Here is an 18,291-nt window from a genome sequence, read left to right on the forward strand (position 1 = left end):
CTGTGCAATGATAGCTGCATCTGGTTAGATGATTGAATCAGGAACTTTAGAACCTTTGTTACTTTGTTTACTGCTCCTCCAACCATTGTAAAACTCGATTCCATGCCCACCAAGGGTCAGGGTCTTTTGCTTGACGCTGGCACTCTTTGCTGCTCAAATAGCCAACATGACCCCCGTAACGAGTCAGCAACAAATCTATTACAGGATTGCTAGCACAGGCAGCTTCTAAATCAGGTATGATAGCTGGGTGAAAAAGTGGGTCATCAGCAGCGTATACAATCAAGGTCGGTTTTGAGATCTGCGGCAGTATTTGCAGGGCGCTACTAGCTTGATAATATGCTTCTACAGAAGCAAAACCCAGTCGGTTAATTACCAGTTCCTTATCAAAATCCCAAATGCTGTTTGCTCTTTCAATTGCCGCTGGGTCAATGGTTCCAGGATGAGCATCATGTATTCGCCATGCTAGTTTTTTCAAATTCCGTGCAATCCCAGCTTCTAAATATTTGCCAAGAGGCCTCTTGACTAAATAAGATAGCGATCGCAAAGAATCCAAACTTGGGCAAATCACTGCACCACCAGCAATATCGCTGTTTTTTAGCCCAAAATACTCATCGTTTCTAGTTAGTACCGCAGCAGTTTTCACCCCCCACAACGCTAATTGTCCCCCTAAAGAAAACCCTGTGAACCAAAACTTTTTCGGACATCCCATTTCTGCTGCTGCTGCTGCAATGCGAACAAAATCTTCACCCTCGTACAACCCATCAGAAGTCAAAGTCGGGGATAATTCAGCAGTTTTGCCGTGAGCACGCCAATCAAATAACACTACAGCGTAGCCTTGAGCGTATGCCTTTTGTCCTAGAAGCTTCAAAGACCATTCCGTCTCTAGCTCACCTGTGATGCCATAAGTACCCACAATTGTGCTATGAGCATTTTCAGGGATGGCAACCCAACCAAAAATTGGTACATCTTGCCCACCCGTAAAGATTTTTTTATGGTATAACGGCTCAGGATATCGATTAATGTCCCAGGATCTTTTTCCCCACAAAGCCGTGTAAACAGTCATTGCCACCCCGTTTTGCAAAAACTTAGGCGGTTTGTAGGGAGGGTGACACATCATAGCTAGATTTTCCTGTAATTTAGTCTTGATTTCACAATTCTTTCATCTTAAGATTTATGTTAGATTTTAAAACTTTTTTATAATCTGTGCAGAAATCTTTGTATCTACCAAAGGTTCTTCTTTATCCTTAATAAGTAGTAATAATTTTTTAAGATGCCGAGGATTCTAGTCATAGACGATGACCCAGCAATTTCAGAACTCGTTGCCGTCAACTTAGAAATGGCCGGCTACGATGTTAGTCAAGCTGAAGACGGCATCAAAGGTCAGGCATTGGCTCTCCAGCTACAACCAGACTTGATCATGCTCGATCTAATGTTGCCAAGAGTAGATGGATTTACCGTTTGTCAACGCCTGCGTCGGGACGATCGCACCGCAGAAATTCCCGTGTTAATGTTGACGGCTCTAAGCCAAACTCAGGATAAGGTAGAAGGCTTCAATGCTGGCGCAGATGACTACCTTACCAAACCCTTTGAAGTTGAAGAAATGCTGGCGCGGGTACGAGCACTATTGCGGCGTACTGACCGCATTCCCCAAGCAGCCAAGCATAGTGAAATTCTTAACTATGGATCACTCACCCTCGTTCCCGAAAGATTTGAGGCGATATGGTTCAATGAGACAGTGAAATTGACTCACTTGGAATTTGAGCTACTTCACTGCTTGCTTCAACGCCACGGTCAGACAGTTTCCCCCAGTGAAATCCTTAGAGAAGTTTGGGGTTACGATCCAGATGATGACATTGAAACAATTCGGGTGCATATCCGCCACTTGAGAACTAAGTTAGAACCAGATCCCCGCCATCCTCGTTATATTAAAACTGTATATGGCGCGGGATATTGTCTAGAGTTACCCGGTGTACCTCCATCAGCTGAGGGAGCTTCCACATCAGTGGTTGAGTAAACGATTTGGCACTCTGTTCTGGAAAAATTCCCTGAGTGCCAGTCAATTAGTAACAGGTATTAAGATTACCAGTTAGTTACTGCTTGAGCGATCGCCTTTTGAGCTTGAGCGAAAGACTGTTCACGAGCAGCCTCACCCGCATTGAGGTTTTCCAGATGAATGAAAGAAACGTCTGTAATGCCAATAAAGCCAAAAATCGCTCTCAGATAGGGTTCTTGATAATCATAAGGAGCTGCGGGACTTCCATTTGTAAAGCTACCACCACGAGCCGTGATCACTAACAACTTTTTCCCTTCAACCAACCCTTGAAAATTCCCTTGCGCTGTAACAGCGAAGGTGCGACCAACACGAACAATTTGGTCAATGTAAGCCTTGAAGGTAGAAGGTATATTAAAGTTGTACATCGGTATACCGAAGACGTAGCGGTCAGCTGCAAGAAACTCATCAACTAAAGCATCAGACACCTGAATTGCCTCTGCTAATTCAGGTGTGTGTGCCTGCGGTGGTGTAAAAGCAGCAGCAATCCATGATTCATCTACATGAGGAACAGGATTGTGACCTAAGTCTCGATAGCTTACTGAGCTTTCAGGATGAACGGTTTGCCATTCTGTGACAAATTTATGGGTAAGTGTGCGTGAATGAGAACGCTCACCACGCGGACTAGAATCAATATGGAGAATATTTGTCATAAATAAATTTCCTACAAAAAATCGCTCCTACAAGTCTTTAACAGTGTTGAGGTCAAATTTTAAGTTCATCCCACCCCTAAAAGGGGATGGGATAACACGAAAGATTGTTGACAGTTGACTGTTAACTGTTAACCGTCAACGGCGTCGGGGCGTCTTTCATCACCTACCGAGAAGGAATGGGTTTTCCTGACGCCTTTTTATAAAACACTGCCGAGTTGACTTTAAACTATGTATAGCTAATATGAGAAGTAGGCACTGAAAAGTAAGATACTTACTAAAAAGTAACTATGAAAGCTGAAGCAGAAAACCATAGCAGGCTGAATTGTGAAGTGGAAACCACGCTAAAGGTGATTGGCGGACGCTGGAAGGTTTTGATTATTAGAGAATTAATGACCAACGTAAAACGGTTTGGCGAATTGCAGCGAGCCTTACCCGGAATTACTCAAAAAATGCTGACCCAGCAACTTAGAGAAATGGAGGAAGATGGTATTATTCATCGAGAAGTTTATCCTCAAATCCCACCCAAAGTGGAATATTCATTAACTTCTTTGGGAGAAAGTTTGCAACCAATTCTTTATGCAATGCATGAATGGGCTATTAAACATTACAGCTCAAATAAATCACATTTAAGTTAAAAATGAGCGTTGCTTTTTAAGGTGTAATGTATTTTTCTTGGTGTTTTAGTATCTTGGTGGTTCAAAAGTCAATTTTTTAACCATCAAGACACGTTCGCGGAGCGTCTCGCAGAGAAGACACGAAGATAAAAAGTCCGAAATTATGTAAACTTGTTTGGATTTTTGCCTACCTTGAAATGTATAGTCCTATGAGAGATGCAATTTTTGACTTTCATACTCATATTCAGCAAGCCCTGAAAATGCTTAATGGTTCAACCTTCTTCTATAAAGATGCTACGCAAACAGTAAATTAAAAATTCGGAATTACTCAAAATTAATTTTGAGTTTATTAGTTATTTTGCAAATATTCAATCGCCGCTTCTAATTTTGAGGAATATCTTTCAGCAAACCTTTCAAACCAAAGTCCTTCAGATGAAAAAGGATCTAATTTAGTTAACCATTCTTTTGCCTGTACTCTCAGAGCTTCTATTTGTTTAGCTTTGAGTTTTTCTTGTTGAATTCGTTCTTGTTCTAGTTCTTGTTGCCTTTTTAACTCCTCAGCAGCATCTTGCTCTGCAAAATTGGCCTTGACTTCTGCTAAAAGATTATCTATTAAAGATGCCGACTTTTTTGACGGTTGGATAAACGACTTGGCTATGTTTGACTTTGGTTGCTGCTGTTTAGGTTGTACTTCTTCGTACTCAGCTTTGAGTTGAGCTAACAGTTCATCAATAGAATCCATTGTTGCAAGTCCTATAAACAGTATAGCTAGTACGTTATAGCGGAAATCAACATACTGACCGACAAGATATTAGAAGCCAATAAAACAAGGATTTTTGACCTTTTTAATTTTTTAACTTCGCAAGCGTTGCTAGTCATTAATAGCATTAAGCAGCACTTCTGATAAACTTAAATCTTCCATATCTTCCATAGTAATAGTGTCACAGATATCAAACTTAGCACCAGCACTTTGAAGCTCATCGTCCAAAACTTTGAGAAAGCGGGTAGCTTGCTGATCTGTACCAACTTGAATAAAGGAAATGCCTAATTCTTCATCTCGATCCATACGACGAGAAGCTTCAATAATTACCCTCATTACAGCTTTGCGATCATCTGGTTCACCATCAGTAACTACTAAAATAGTTTCACCATTTGGCTTAGTTTGACCAGATGTTTTGCGTTGAAAGTAGTCATCAGTTGCGTGTTTCAATACCCCCGCCAAATCAGTAGTACCAGAGGGGTCATTTTCTTGGAAAATTTGTGATACTTTAGCTGATGTGACATTTTCATAACGCTTGAATTTACCTGAAAATACATAAATAGTGATGCCATCTGGATCAAATTGCTCACACTTACTAGCTAAAGCTAAGGTAGATTCCTGTGCTGCTACCCATCGGCTTCTACCACCCTTTTGATCTGGTGTGGCCATGCTGCCGCTTTTGTCAATAATCAAGGTGTAATCACGATTTTCTAGCATTATTCAATTCTCCAATTAAGAGTCAAAAGTCAAAACCTTTAGGCTATCGACGCATTAGTCCGTTATTGCGTTCATTAATACATCTGCCAGACTCATGTCTTCTAAATCGTCTAAAGTCACTGTGTCGCAAATATCAAATTTAGCGCCAACACTTTGCAACTGGTCATCCAAAGCTTTGAGAAACTTAGTAGCCTGAGAATCTGAACCGACTTGAATCATAGAAATTCCCAATTCTTCATCACGCTCCATTTGGCGAGTGGCTTGAATTATGACTTCAAATACTGCTTTGCGATCGTCTGGTTCACCATCGGTAATTACTAAAATTGTCTCGCCATTGGGTTTGGTTTGACCAGCTGCTTTGCGTTTAAAGTAATTATTGAGAGCATCTTGAAGTACACTTGCTAAGTTTGTCGTACCAGCAGGGTCATTTTCCAAAAATATCTGCGCTACTTTGGCTGAGGTGACATCATCGTAGCGTTTAAATCTACCGGAAAACACGTAAACAGTGATGCCATCTGGGTCAAACTGTTCGCATTTTCTTGCTAAAGCCAGAGTAGACTCTTGGGCTATCTCCCATCTACTTCTACCACCTACTTGATCAGGGGTGGACATACTGCCACTTTTGTCAATGATTAATGTATAGTCGCGATCGCTCATCATATTATTCCTTTGATTGTTACCCTGTGGTACTAGTCTAGTCTAGGGTTCCCTAGAGGTAGTTGGCTATTCAAGCTTCTTAACGGCTTTTGTTACTTAAAACAGATAGCTTAGTCAGTATTTTTAGCATAATCACATTTTCTGCACCCGCGGCAATGCCCTACGACACTTGGAATTCAGCATGATGTTATAAAAAAATTCCCTCAGAAATTCTGAGGGAGGTTGAGAAGAGTATTTTCTGATGAAATAACTATGCAGGATTGGGTTGAGTTCTGCTTTGGAGTAACTGGATAACCGCTGCTTTTTCTAAAATTCCCACTAGCACGCCGTTGTTACGAATTACGGGAAGCGCAGATAGCTTTTGTTGTTCGAGTAGCTGTACGACTTCCAAAAGTGGTTGATCAGATTGGACTGTGGTAGATTGAGCAATTGGTTGCATTACTTCTCTAACTTGAGTTTCTGACCACATTGCTGTCGGGATAGAACGCATATTATCAACTGCGATCGCACCTACTAATTGTCCCCCATCATCAGTCACCAAAAACCGCCGCCAGTTTTGTCCACTCACAAGCTGCTCATCGGCAAACTCTCTTAGGGTAAGATTAGCTGATACAACTGGGCTATTGAGTGTTACAGCATCTTCAGCTGTTAAGCCTGTAAGTTTTTCCTGGACTCTGGCAAATTGCGCCGCATTACCAGCATTTTGCAACAAGAAGAAACCAATTAATAAGTTCCAAAAATTACCGAAGCTGCCAAATAAGAGTAGTGGAAGTACACCGGAAAGAACCGCTACCCAACCAAAGATTTGTCCAACTCGACTGGCGAAAACTACACCTTTGTAAGGATTACCTGTAACTTTCCATACAGCAGCCTTGAGGATATTACCGCCATCTAATGGCAAGCCAGGAATCAGGTTAAATAGTGCTAATGCGAGGTTAACAGAAGCCAAAACGCCGATAATTGCAGCCAATGGCCCGGATGCAGCAGTAGCAAAACCAACTGCTGTAATACTTCCAAATAGTAGTAGGCTAACTAAAGGCCCGGCGATCGCCACCCAAAAAGCTTCTGCTGGAGTTTTCGACTCTTTCTCTAAGCTGGCCAAACCGCCAAATATGAACAGTGTAATTGATTTGACATCAATTCCCTGGCGAATGGCGACGAAACTGTGTCCTAATTCGTGGGCGACGACAGAGGCAAATAACAATAGCGCTGTCATCAATCCTAATAGTACAGCTAATCCCCCGGATATTAAGGGAAATTGCGCCGCCAGTCCACTGCTATAGCTCCAAGTTACCAAACCCAGAACTAAAAACCATGATGGATGGATATAGAAGGGAATGCCGAAGAGATTACCAACGCGAATTGTGCCATTCATGTCGTTCACCTTTGTTTTCATCTGCGAGATGTTGACTTTCGTCTGTCTCGATGTCTTTAGTGTAACGAAATGTTAAGAGGTTTTAATCTTGGTAGCTGTAGTGGTGTCCGTCCGTAAAGGTGCGGTTATTGTTAATTTTTGGGGAATCTTATAGCGTTTCCAACTCCGGTGAGCTACAAAATCACTCCTCCCTAACCCTCCCCTTGCTAAGGCTACGGTGTACACACAAATGCGTAGGCGTAGCCAGCCGTAGGCATCGCCAAAATAGCAAATGAGTTCTCCGAAATAGCAAATGAGTTCGCCAAAATAGCAAATGAGTTCTCCGAAATAGCAAATGAGTTCGCCAAAATAGCAAATGAGTTCTCCGAAATAGCAAATGAGTTCTCCGAAATAGCAAATGAGTTCTCCGAAATAGCAAATGAGTTCTCCGAAATAGCAAATGAGTTCGCCGAAATAGCAAATGAGTTCTCCGAAATAGCAAATGCGTAGGCGTAGCCATCTGTAGGCATCGCCGTTATTGCAATACTGCAAATCTTTGATGATGAGATTTTTCTGACTTGTGTGTACACTGTAGCTTTGCTAAGGGGAGGGTGCGCGACAGCGTGGGTGGGGTGTATTTCATGTGCTTGGGAATTGCTATAACTAAAAAACGCAGACATCCGGGATTTGATGTTAGCAGCGCCATTTTGGGGGAATTTAGATGAGGTAATTTCAGATAAACAGAACTTTTATTTACTGACTCCACGCAACTATCTAGTTAAAGATAGAAAAATCGTAGATAAACTGAGTTGGAACAGTCAAAAGATGGCATGGCTAAATCAACTATGAGAGTAATACTTGGTTAGCCATTAATTACTGGTAGAAGCCAAAGGAAATCAAGAAAAATCCTTGGCTATTTAGGCTTTTTGGACGACTTGACGTCAAACCCACAGCTATCTCATTGGGTTCATGACGGGATTGAACTAGATAACTTAGTCGTAGTTGATGATAGCAAAATTGGTATTATTTATAACATGCGGCTTAATCGCCAAACTCGTACTAAGTTAGAGAACGATATCAAAAAAGTGTAGATAAAGATATAATTATCCCTACTAGCTAGCGATCGCTACATTAATAATAATGTTGTACCAAAACCCAATAAACAAGCTGCAAAAATTCATCCAAAAACAAAGTTTTTTGCGTATGGGGCTTTTTCTAGCAATTCTGTTGGGTATCATATTGTTCAATTGGGTAGCACTCTCGCAGCGACCAGTTACCCTCAGTATGTTAATTACTGCCCCTGATGCTCAACCTTGGAAGCAGGGTTTGATTAGAGACTTTGAAGCTGAGAACCCAGGCATTCGCATTAACTTGGTTGAGGGGCCGAATGCCACAAATTTACTCGAAGACCTGTATACCTCATCTTTTATCTTAGGTGAATCCCCTTACGATTTAGTGAATATGGATGTCATCTGGACATCCAAGTTTGCTGCTGCTGGATGGTTGCTACCCCTAGACGATCGCATTTCCAAGCAGGAGTTGACAGCATTTTCACCCAAAGATGTAGAAGGCGGACGTTACCAGAACAAGCTGTACCGCATTCCCGTGCGTTCCGACGTGGGAATGCTCTACTATCGGGAAGATTTAATCAAAGAAGCAGGATTGAAACCGCCAGAAACCTTTGAGGATTTGATGCAAATTTCCCAAGCCTTGCAGAAAAAAGACAAGGTGAATTGGGGCTATGTTTGGCAGGGACGCCAATATGAAGGACTCGTAGCGATGTTTGTGGAAGTCCTTGATGGCTTTGGTGGCTTCTGGGTGAATCCCGACACCCTTGAAGTAGGACTAGATCGACCAGAAACATTACGAGCAATTGAGTTTTTGCGTAGTACTATCAGGGAAGGCGTTTCTCCTCCTGGAGTTACGACTTATCAAGAAGAAGACACTCGACGTTTGTTCCAAAGTGGTCAAGTGGCGTTTTTACGCAGCTGGCCCTATGCATGGCCTTTAGCCCAAGCAAAAGGTTCGCCAATTCAAGGCAAAATTGCAATTAAACCAATGGTTCATGCTCCTGGTCAGACTGGAGCGGCTTGCCTAGGAGGCTGGGGTATAGGAATTGCTAAATCTTCTAAACATCCCGAAGAAGCTTGGAAAGCAATTCAGTATTTTACCAGTGAAAAAGTACAGCACCGATTCATTTTGAGTGCAGGCTATGTGCCAAGTCGCCGAGATTTGTTCACAAATCCAGAGATTGTTGCCAAATATCCCCACTATCCGCAGTTATTGGAGGTCGTAGACAATGCAGTTTTGCGATCGCCCATCGCACAATACGCCCAGACATCGGATATTTTGCAGCGTTATCTCAGTGCCGCGCTATCCGGTAGGACAAGTCCAGAACGAGCAATGCAAGCTGCTGCCAATGAAACGCGCCGACTGCTTGTGGCTAGGGACTAGGGATTGGGGACTAGGGACTGGGAACTGGGGACTGGGAACTGAGAAGCAGGGGGGGCAGGGGGCAGAGGGGCAGAGGAGCAGGGGAAGAATAAATAACTCCTGACTAATGACTAATGACCAATGACTAACGACTAATGACAAATGACAAATCTGCATTCACTCCGAAGTCGGGAACAACGGACTGCTTGGATCTTACTAACACCAGCATTGCTGCTGTTGTTGTTTGTATTTGCCTATCCGATTTTACGAGCATTCTGGTTAAGTGTATTTACCAGGAATTTGGGAACTGAATTACAACCCGTATTCTCTGGCTTAGACAATTATGTGCGGATGGCGGGAGATGGTCGTTTCTGGCAGAGTTTATGGGCAACAACTGTGTTCACAACAGCATCCGTACTCTCAGAATTGTTGCTAGGATTGGGGATTGCCCTAGTTCTCAATCAGGCGTTTTTTGGACGGGGCATAGTGCGGACGACCGCTATTCTACCTTGGGCTTTGCCTACTGCTCTGATTGGTCTGGCATGGGCTTGGATTTTTAACGACCAGTTTGGGATTGTCAACGACATTCTCCTGCGATTGGGATTGATTCAAACTGGAATTAACTGGTTAGGAGATCCAACTCTGGCAATGAGCGCAGCGATCTTTGCTGATGTTTGGAAAACTACACCCTTTATCAGTATTCTGCTGCTAGCTGGTTTACAGTCGATATCAAAAGACCTCTATGAAGCTTACTCAGTCGATGGGGCAAATACTTGGCAAAGCTTCCGCAATATTACCCTGCCACTGCTGCTGCCGCAAATCTTAATTGCAGTCCTATTTCGATTTGCTCAAGCTTTCGGAATTTTCGACTTGATTGCTGTGATGACTGGGGGTGGCCCTGGTGGTGCTACTGAAGTAGTGTCGCTGTACATTTACTCCACGGTGATGCGTTACTTAGATTTTGGTTATGGAGCAGCTCTTGTAGTAGTAACATTTCTAATATTAATTGCTGCGGTGGCGATCGCTAGTTTCTTGCTTAACAAGTACCGTGCCAGAACACCAGGAGCCATTTGACCTATGACAACTCCACAAGCAGTTACAACAACTCCAGGACGAACAGGGAAAACCAAGTTTTCTTTTAAAAAAATCTTGCTGCTAATAGCAATTATATTAGTAATGTTATTCAGCCTAACGCCAGCTCTATGGCAATTGCTGACCTCGTTTAAAGTTAACGAAGATATTGCAGCTGTTCCTACTGTCTATTTCCCCACACGATTCACTTTCAATCACTACATTGAGTTATTCACCCGTCGTCCATTCTGGCGCTATATCTTCAACAGTGCCTTTGTGTCGATTACTTCTACAGCTTTAGCTTTAGCGATCGGAGCGCCCGCTGCCTATGCCCTTGCACGGTTACGCCCTTGGGGTGAACGAGTTATTCTCGCCAGCATTCTAATTGTGACTTTATTTCCGGGAATTCTGTTGTTTTTGGGACTGTTAGAAATTATCCAAGCACTCAGACTGGGCAACAACTATCTGGCGCTGATTATACCCTACACTGCCATCAATTTGCCGCTGACAATTCTAGTACTCAGAAGCTTTTTCCAGCAATTACCTAAAGATTTAGAAGATTCTGCTAGGGTCGATGGCTACAACACCTTTCAACTCCTGTGGCAAATCGTGCTGCCCATGACTCTTCCCGCCTTAGTGACTACTGGAATTCTCACCTTTATTTTTGCCTGGAACGAGTTTATCTTTGCTTTGACGTTTATGACCCGTGAAGAGTTGAAGACGATTCCCGTTGCTGCTGCTCAATTGGGTGGTGCGACAGTATTTGAAATTCCCTATGGTGCGATCGCTGCTGCTACTGTTGTGGGGACGTTACCTCTGGTTTTACTAGTTTTGTTTTTCCAGCGCCGGATTGTCCAAGGTCTTACCGCTGGTGCTGTCAAAGGATGAGGGAGCAGGGGAGGCAGGGGGAGCAGAGCGAGAGAAATTACAACTGACTCCTGACCATTGACCACTGACCATTGACCACTGACCACTGACAACTGACCACTGACAATTAGAAAAATGGCTAAACTTGAACTCAAAAACTTGAATAAAACCTATACTTCCAAAATCGTCCCTGTCAAAGACGTTAGCTTAACAGTAGATAACGATGAGTTTCTCACTTTACTGGGCCCTTCTGGCTGTGGCAAATCCACCGTCCTACGCATGATTGCGGGTCTTGAAGAACCTACTCGCGGTCAGATTAAGATTGGGGATGTGGATGTCACCTATAAGCCAGCAGGCGATCGCAACATTGCGATGGTATTTCAAAGCTATGCACTCTATCCCCACATGACAGTGTACGAAAATCTCGCTTCTGGACTCAAGCTAAGAAAAGTACCACCAACAGAAATTAAACAGCGAGTAGCAGAAGTAGCAGAAGTTTTAGGATTAGCAGAGTTAATGAACCGCAAGCCTGGTCAAATGTCTGGAGGTCAACGCCAGCGTGTTGCAGTCGGTCGCGCCTTAGTACGTAATGCCAATGTGTACCTGCTAGATGAACCGTTAAGTAACTTGGATGCCCTGTTGCGGGAACGAGTCAGAGCCGACCTCAAGCAAATTTTTGCAGATCAAAAAGTCCCAGTGGTTTATGTTACCCATGACCAAACAGAAGCAATGACACTCTCCACAAAAGTAGCTTTGCTCAACGATGGCTATGTCCAGCAACTAGACCCGCCCGAACTCATCTATAACCATCCAGCAAATTTATTCGTGGCTGGATTTGTTGGTAGTCCTCAGATGAATTTGCTGACTCTGCCTTGTAAAGGACGATACGCAATACTAGGTAACTTCCAAGTTCCTCTGCCAAATATACCAACTGTACCACCCCAGATTGTGCTAGGTATCCGCCCAGAAAACGTTCGCGTTGCCCAACCAGGCGATACCCAAACTATCCAAGGGCAAGTGTATCTAGTAGAAAACTTGGGTATGCACTATTTGGTCAGTGTCAGGGTTGAGAGTTCACAAACTGAAGCGATTATAGTACGTGCTTTGTTGCCAACAGACCAAAATTGGAGTAGCAAAAATATTACACTGACATTGCCCTCTGAAGATATTCACTGGTTTGATGTTCAATCTGGCCATGCTCTTGTCAGGAGGCAAATGTTAGGTGCGAGGGGCTAGTACTACAGTTATAGAGAATCTTGGAAATCTCGCTCAGCTATCTAGATTGCAGCGATAAAATTCATACCTTAATAATCATTGTCAGCAACACAAATCCCTTTACATTTAATACCGTTCGTAGCGGTGCGTTGACAATGAGAACATAAAACTTTTTCGTTTTCTGTTTCTTGATTTATCTTTATACTGGTGCTTGCCGTAAGAAAGTCGTTTTCGGTCTGGAGTTTTACAGTCATAAGAATAGAGGATTTCTTGTGGTTTATATTAGACTAGTCATAAAGATAGCGATTATCGGTAAGGCACGATCTCATAACTCCATTGCACACCAAATGTATTGAGTCTCTTCGTTATATCTATGATATAAAGCAACATTACAGTATATACAAAATATAGCTAATTATCACGGAGATGAATTGGCTCCAAAGTGTAACTTCTGCTGATTATCATCGTTTCTTTGTTGAATTAACTTTTGATTTCCGAAATATTTACCAAGATAGAAAGTGCAAATTTAGATAAAATTTTGATATAATAAATTATTGAATGTCTGGCGGCATAGCCAAGTGGTAAGGCAGAGGTCTGCAAAACCTCCATCCCCCGGTTCAAATCCGGGTGCCGCCTTTAGATAACTAGGAAACCTAGCGGTTTTACTACCATAAACCTTGACTTTGACTATTGGCTTGGCTATTCCTCTAAGGGAGATAGAGGTTATAGGGTAGCCAAGATGGTTAGTACTGGTCAGGAGGTTAGACAGTCTAAAGGTCATGTATGAGTTGAGGAGTACAAGGGCAAGCTAAGGCTGAGGTTGCCTAGAATGGCTAGGCGCTGTAAGGGGTTTGGGAGCCAATGCTGAGCAACATGCGCGGTTGATGCTATTGCTTGCCTATACCTGGCCTAGACCTGGGTTCTTATGGGTTCTCCATAGATAGTCCTATAGGTATCTAATGCCGCTATAACATCTGCATTAGTACTCAATGGGGCAGACAGTTCTATAACTGAGTTTTTGGTTATGGGTTGAACCATTTTGACTGCTTGACCAACGGCCTCAGCAATGCCTAAATTAGTAGTTACCAGGTACTTGTAACCATCTATTCTTACTATCTGGTAGTTCATCTGGGAAACTCTTACAGACATACTTCCTTACCCTAGCAGAGACAAAGTAGATATAGGAGACAGCAAGACAGCAAGAGGTACAGATGAGATAGACTAAACAGACATTCAGACTCTCAGAAAAGCTAGCTAAACAGTTCCATCTGAAGGTGGTAGAGAGAGAGGAGAGTATGGCAGCAGTACTAAGACAGGCTGTAGAGGTATAAACCTCTACTCCCCGATTCAAATCCGGGTTCCGCCTTAAAGATTCCAGCCTTTTGGGACTTTCAAAATCAGTTCAATAGGCATACTGGATAGTCAAATGTAGACGAGGAGAGAGGGCGATTGGAAGAATCGAGAAATTATTCTTTTCTTCCATTTCTCACTCCCTACTCTATTGCCGACTTATCCTTAAATATGAATTCCACATTCAGTTTTATTACTTCCCCGCCAGCGTCCGGCGCGTTCGTCTTCGCCTTGACCTACTTTGGTGGTAATAGGTTCATCCCCAATGCTCGGATAACCTTGGTCGTGCAGAGGGTTATAGATCACTTTGTGTTCAGCCACGTAAACCCAGCTATCTTGGCGTGTCCAGGTGGCAATAGGATTTACTTTCAGCCGACCTTGGTTGTCTAATTCAAATATGGGCATGTTAGCACGGGTTACTGCTTGGTCACGGCGGCGTCCGGTGATCCAAGCGACTGTATTTAGTTCGTCTAAACTACGTTGCAGAGGTTCAATTTTCGTAATGTGGTGGAATTGGGCGATATCTCTGTCCCAAAGTGCTTCGCCATATTTGGCGGTAAAGGCTTCGCGGGTGTCTACATCTGGGGTTTTGTATGTTTGCAGATCTAGGTTATAGATTTGTTTGGCTTTGGCAACTAGTTCTAGGCTTTCACGGAAGTGGTGCAAGGTGTCGAGAAATATCACAGGAACCGGATGCTTAAGTTCACTGTAAAGAATATGTGTAATTACCATATCATCCACGTTAAAGGCGCTAGTTTGCACTAGTCCTGTTGGGATATTCTCTATAGACCATGCCAAAATTTCTTTTGGAGTGGCAGTTTCAAATTGCTGATTTAATTGCTCTAGGTCAAAAGTGCTCGTTTGATTTTGAGATGCCGTGAAAGCTGTCATAGTAATTTTTTGTTCAAATATCTACCTTGATTAATGTAAATTTTACACTACAAAAGGCGCATAATCCGCTCGGAGATTAGGTAATTAGGATGTTCGGCGATCGCTACATTATAGAGCATGGAGCATCGGTCATTGTCCGATTTTTTATGCTCAGTACAATTGGCCAGGAAGTAAAAATCATAGTATTTACTAAGAAACTTTACAGGATTTTAAGTTTTGCTGTGTTTTTATGGATATTTATACTGGTATTGATATGGTTAAGAGAACCTTAATAAAAAGGATTTTACTTAAATGAACAATACATTAAGCCAATCTTTAACTATGGGCGTTTTGATTATGTTAACTAGCGTTAGCATTATTGCAATCATGAACGTGTTCTAAAATAAATAAAACTGAGAATTTTAGCAAAAAACTTTACATAACCCTGCTCAAAACTGAGTAGGGTTTTTACATTTTGTGTCTAAAGTAATCAAAGATGTGTTGGCATAGCCCACCGTAGGCATCGCAGACGTTAGCTTTGGTCTGGAGAGATAATTTCAATAGCTAAATCTGGAGGTATGGGACAAGCTTCATCGGCGATTACATCATTATTAAGCCGAGAGTAGGAGATATAAAGTAAGTCTGGTACTGGTACCCAGTCCCGACCCTTACGTTTTAAAGTAATTGCCCACTCGATACCAACCTCACCGCGATTTTGTACCTACTGGGTTAAAAGTATGTAAATTATGCCTGTTAGTCTAGAGTGGAATCTTTTTGCTTGTATTTTAGGTTTTGCTTCGCCATCAACTAATTCGTAGGTGATATCCCATTCCGGTAGTGCGAGGAATTCTTGTAGTGTGATTTGAGATTTGACTTAAGTCATAACAAGCATGTCTCCTTGGCGATGACTCTATTTTGATTAAGATTACAGCATTTTTCAAATAATTAGACCATAAATCGTAGCTAGTAGGGTGGGCATTGGCGACAAAAGGCTATGTGATGGACTTGAGATATTAGTGGCAATGCCCACCTTACAGAAAACCTGACTTATCTACACAGAAAAAACAGCTATTCATTTTATGCTTATCATGGCTTGTAAAGACGTGTATAGATCTCGTCTTTTTGACATAGATAAAAGTAGAAACGAATGCGATTAATTTTATACAGTAAACCTGGATGCCATTTGTGTGAGGGTTTGCAGGAAAAGTTAGAACAAATTCAAAATCTCAGTTTTGAGTTGGAAATTCGGGATATTACGACTCGTGAAGATTGGTTCGCTGCGTATCAGTATGAAGTGCCGGTACTTTATTTATCGAACCGCCATCGCGCAGCGTCTCGCACAGAAGACGCCAAGGGCGCGGAGGAAAAAAAGTTGATTGAGGAACCTTTGCCGCGTCCTTCTCCGCGTGCTAGTGTGCAGCAGTTGGAGCAAATGTTGCGTAAGTATTTATCCAATTAGAAAAAAAATAATGCAGAATAAGCGCAATAGAAATGTGTGACGAGGTTCACAAGATGAAATTGCGGGAATTACTTGCAGCGGTAGACAGTGTTGAGCAATTGACTAACCATCCTGCTTTGGAGGATGTGGAAGTTAAGGGTTTGAAGACGAATTCTCATGCTTGCAGTGTGGGAGATTTGTTTATTGGGATGCCAGGAACGCGGGTAGATGGTGGAGAATTTTGGCCAAGTGCGATCGCATCCGGTGCGGTGGCGGCGATTATCTCTCCCGAAGCTGTCCAAAAAAGTCCTCCCACGGCTGAAGCTTTGGTCATTAGTGCTACGGACATGACTAAAGCTTGTGGCCAGATAGCTAGCGCTTTTTACGGTTATCCAGGGCAAAAACTCAAGCTGGTAGGTGTAACTGGTACTAATGGCAAAACTACAACCACTCACTTAATTGAATTTCTGCTCACCAAAGCCAATTTATCTACGGCTTTGATGGGAACTCTCTACACTCGTTGGGCTGGTTTTGAGCAGACTGCTATTCACACTACGCCGTTTGCGGTGGAATTACAACAGCAGTTAGCGGAAGCTGTAAATGCTGGTTGTGAGTTTGGAGTAATGGAAGTTAGTTCTCACGCTTTAGCGCAAGGTCGAGTTTTGGGTTGTCAGTTTGAGGTGGGGGTGTTTAGCAATCTCACTCAAGACCATCTAGACTATCACAGCGATATGGAAGATTATTTTGCTGCCAAAGCGCTGTTGTTTAGTCCTAATTATCTCAAGGGACGGGCGATTATTAACGCTGATGACACCTACGGTAAGCGATTAATTGCATCGTTGAATTCAGATCGGTGGAGTTATAGTGTCAACGACAATAGTGCTGATTTGTGGATGAGTGATTTAAATTACGAGCCAAATGGTGTTAGTGGAATGTTGCATACACCAAAGGGTAATGTGGCTTTTCGTTCTCCCTTGGTTGGACAATACAATTTAGAAAATCTGTTGGCAGCGGTAGGAGCAGTTTTACATTTAGGGCTAGATTTAGAGTTAATCGTATCTGTGATACCTGAGTTTGCAGGAGTTCCCGGACGGATGGAACGAGTGCAAATTATTCCTGAGCAAGATATTAGTGTGATTGTAGATTATGCCCACACGCCTGATAGTTTAGAAAATCTACTCAAAGCCGCACGTCCGTTTATACCTGGGAAGATGATTTGCGTGTTTGGCTGTGGCGGCGATCGCGATCGCACTAAACGCCCAAAAATGGGTAAAATCGCCGCTTACTTAGCTGATGTTGCAGTAGTGACATCGGATAATCCCCGCACTGAAGACCCAGAAAGAATTTTACAAGATATTTTGGCGGGAATTCCTGAGACAGTAAAGCCTATTGTGAATGGCGATCGCGCTACTGCCATTCGCACCGCTATTTTACAAGCACAACCCGGTGATGGGGTATTGCTCGCTGGTAAAGGTCACGAAGACTATCAAATTCTCGGCACAGAAAAAATCCACTTTGACGACCGAGAACACGCACGTGATGCCTTACAAGAAAGACTGAAAATACGAGGTTAATTACGCGATCGCACGGGATTGGGCACAGGGCATTGGGAAAATGCCAGTCCCCAATCCCCAGTCAACAGTCCCCAATAAGTAATATCACTGAAAAAATCTTAGTATAATACTTTATTTCGGTGCTTCTACCGTGCCGTAACCGCTCGATTGTGGCTAGAAATGTGAAAATCTTATAGTTTTAAAGCTTATGTTTTTTAAAATAGGTGGCACGCTGGGAGCGATCGCTATTTTGTCAATTGGTACTGCGGCAAGTCTCCTTCAGAGAGGCTACGCCAACGCCCAAAATGCGGAAAGATATGTCACCGTGGGGCACGATAAAGGAGGAAACAGCGTCGCTCTGGATACTAAAACTATTCATGGTACGACATACAAGCTTTACGGACTTTACGGAGATGGCATATTCGAGACTACATTCTCTGCATCATGTACAGAATCACGGCTTTTTCTAAATCGCATTGCCATTTACGGAACAGGGGGACAGCTACTTGAAGAGGATAAGGAGAAAGGAGAAATTCCTTTTGTAGCAAGTTCTTCACCAGGTAAAGCAATGCGAATTGTTTGCCAGAAGATTGGGGCGCGTGGGTGGTAGATTTTGATAATTATTAGCAATTCTAAAACTAGAAGTAGTGAGTCATATAACTTAGATAATTCAGAATTTATATTTTTTC

Annotated in this window: 18 protein-coding genes, 1 tRNA gene and 1 pseudogene; 10 read left to right on the forward strand and 10 right to left on the reverse strand. The window is 42.7% G+C overall.

The annotated features are described in order from the left end of the window. Window positions 1-67: 67 nt before the first annotated feature. Complete coding sequence (locus FNW02_RS01830) at window positions 68-1,117, reverse strand: YheT family hydrolase (RefSeq protein WP_191755879.1); 1,050 nt, start codon at window positions 1,115-1,117, stop codon at window positions 68-70. A gap of 153 nt (window positions 1,118-1,270) precedes the next feature. Here FNW02_RS01830 and FNW02_RS01835 point away from each other — a divergent pair, with 153 nt between their 5' ends. Beyond that, window positions 1,271-2,014, forward strand: a complete 744-nt coding sequence (locus tag FNW02_RS01835) for a response regulator transcription factor (RefSeq protein ID WP_191755880.1) — start codon at window positions 1,271-1,273, stop codon at window positions 2,012-2,014. Window positions 2,015-2,079: 65 nt separating this feature from the next. Here FNW02_RS01835 and FNW02_RS01840 read toward each other — a convergent pair whose 3' ends face one another. Further along, window positions 2,080-2,703 carry an FMN-dependent NADH-azoreductase gene (locus FNW02_RS01840; RefSeq protein ID WP_191755881.1) on the reverse strand — a complete coding sequence of 208 codons (624 nt, stop codon included), beginning with the start codon at window positions 2,701-2,703 and terminating at the stop codon, window positions 2,080-2,082. Window positions 2,704-2,990: 287 nt separating this feature from the next. Between FNW02_RS01840 and FNW02_RS01845 the strand changes: the two genes are divergently transcribed. After that, the gene (locus FNW02_RS01845; RefSeq protein ID WP_191755882.1) at window positions 2,991-3,338 is read left to right on the forward strand and encodes a winged helix-turn-helix transcriptional regulator; all 348 of its coding nucleotides are present in this window, start codon (window positions 2,991-2,993) and stop codon (window positions 3,336-3,338) included. A gap of 328 nt (window positions 3,339-3,666) precedes the next feature. On the opposite strand, the gene FNW02_RS01850 is transcribed toward FNW02_RS01845, so the two are convergent. From FNW02_RS01850 to FNW02_RS01870, 5 genes are all read right to left on the reverse strand, one after another. Then, window positions 3,667-4,059 carry a salt stress protein, Slr1339 family gene (locus FNW02_RS01850; RefSeq protein ID WP_191755883.1) on the reverse strand — a complete coding sequence of 131 codons (393 nt, stop codon included), beginning with the start codon at window positions 4,057-4,059 and terminating at the stop codon, window positions 3,667-3,669. A 129-nt stretch (window positions 4,060-4,188) separates the two neighbouring features. Continuing rightward, window positions 4,189-4,794 (reverse strand): vWA domain-containing protein, encoded by a 606-nt coding sequence (locus FNW02_RS01855; protein WP_191755884.1) that lies wholly within the window; start codon window positions 4,792-4,794, stop codon window positions 4,189-4,191. Between the two features lie 54 nt (window positions 4,795-4,848). Next, on the reverse strand, window positions 4,849-5,454 hold the full coding sequence (locus FNW02_RS01860) for a vWA domain-containing protein (RefSeq protein ID WP_191755885.1): 606 nt from the start codon (window positions 5,452-5,454) through the stop codon (window positions 4,849-4,851). A gap of 247 nt (window positions 5,455-5,701) precedes the next feature. Next, window positions 5,702-6,826, reverse strand: a complete 1,125-nt coding sequence (locus FNW02_RS01865) for a site-2 protease family protein (protein WP_191756040.1) — start codon at window positions 6,824-6,826, stop codon at window positions 5,702-5,704. Window positions 6,827-7,038: 212 nt separating this feature from the next. Beyond that, on the reverse strand, window positions 7,039-7,335 hold the full coding sequence (locus tag FNW02_RS01870; protein ID WP_191755886.1) for a hypothetical protein: 297 nt from the start codon (window positions 7,333-7,335) through the stop codon (window positions 7,039-7,041). Window positions 7,336-8,008: 673 nt separating this feature from the next. Between FNW02_RS01870 and FNW02_RS01875 the strand changes: the two genes are divergently transcribed. The 5 genes from FNW02_RS01875 (at window position 8,009) to FNW02_RS01895 (ending at window position 13,027) form a co-directional block, all read left to right on the forward strand. After that, window positions 8,009-9,259: an ABC transporter substrate-binding protein gene (locus tag FNW02_RS01875; RefSeq protein ID WP_431356786.1), complete on the forward strand. Its 1,251-nt coding sequence runs from the start codon at window positions 8,009-8,011 to the stop codon at window positions 9,257-9,259. A 141-nt stretch (window positions 9,260-9,400) separates the two neighbouring features. After that, window positions 9,401-10,312, forward strand: a complete 912-nt coding sequence (locus tag FNW02_RS01880; protein ID WP_191755888.1) for a carbohydrate ABC transporter permease — start codon at window positions 9,401-9,403, stop codon at window positions 10,310-10,312. Window positions 10,313-10,315: 3 nt separating this feature from the next. After that, window positions 10,316-11,197, forward strand: coding sequence for a carbohydrate ABC transporter permease (locus FNW02_RS01885; RefSeq protein ID WP_191755889.1), 882 nt, complete (start codon window positions 10,316-10,318; stop codon window positions 11,195-11,197). A 114-nt stretch (window positions 11,198-11,311) separates the two neighbouring features. Further along, window positions 11,312-12,412: an ABC transporter ATP-binding protein gene (locus FNW02_RS01890; protein WP_191755890.1), complete on the forward strand. Its 1,101-nt coding sequence runs from the start codon at window positions 11,312-11,314 to the stop codon at window positions 12,410-12,412. A 543-nt stretch (window positions 12,413-12,955) separates the two neighbouring features. Then, window positions 12,956-13,027, forward strand: a tRNA-Cys gene (locus tag FNW02_RS01895). A gap of 273 nt (window positions 13,028-13,300) precedes the next feature. Here FNW02_RS01895 and FNW02_RS01900 read toward each other — a convergent pair. From FNW02_RS01900 to FNW02_RS01910, 3 genes and pseudogenes are all read right to left on the reverse strand, one after another. Further along, window positions 13,301-13,519, reverse strand: a complete 219-nt coding sequence (locus FNW02_RS01900; RefSeq protein WP_225225340.1) for a hypothetical protein — start codon at window positions 13,517-13,519, stop codon at window positions 13,301-13,303. A 387-nt stretch (window positions 13,520-13,906) separates the two neighbouring features. Next, window positions 13,907-14,632 (reverse strand): phosphoadenosine phosphosulfate reductase, encoded by a 726-nt coding sequence (cysH, locus tag FNW02_RS01905; RefSeq protein ID WP_191755892.1) that lies wholly within the window; start codon window positions 14,630-14,632, stop codon window positions 13,907-13,909. 514 nt (window positions 14,633-15,146) lie between these two features. Next, window positions 15,147-15,473 (reverse strand): annotated as a pseudogene (locus tag FNW02_RS01910) (Uma2 family endonuclease); the annotation flags it as partial. Window positions 15,474-15,758: 285 nt separating this feature from the next. Here FNW02_RS01910 and FNW02_RS01915 point away from each other — a divergent pair. From FNW02_RS01915 to FNW02_RS01925, 3 genes are all read left to right on the forward strand, one after another. Then, on the forward strand, window positions 15,759-16,070 hold the full coding sequence (locus tag FNW02_RS01915) for a glutaredoxin family protein (RefSeq protein WP_191755893.1): 312 nt from the start codon (window positions 15,759-15,761) through the stop codon (window positions 16,068-16,070). Window positions 16,071-16,123: 53 nt separating this feature from the next. After that, window positions 16,124-17,623 carry a UDP-N-acetylmuramoyl-L-alanyl-D-glutamate--2,6-diaminopimelate ligase gene (locus FNW02_RS01920; RefSeq protein ID WP_191756041.1) on the forward strand — a complete coding sequence of 500 codons (1,500 nt, stop codon included), beginning with the start codon at window positions 16,124-16,126 and terminating at the stop codon, window positions 17,621-17,623. 187 nt (window positions 17,624-17,810) lie between these two features. Next, entirely contained in the window at window positions 17,811-18,212 is a 402-nt protein-coding gene (locus tag FNW02_RS01925; RefSeq protein ID WP_191755894.1) for a hypothetical protein, read from the forward strand. Window positions 18,213-18,291: the final 79 nt, after the last annotated feature.

This window comes from Komarekiella delphini-convector SJRDD-AB1 (genome assembly GCF_014831675.1).
In the GTDB taxonomy this organism is placed as follows: domain Bacteria; phylum Cyanobacteriota; class Cyanobacteriia; order Cyanobacteriales; family Nostocaceae; genus Komarekiella.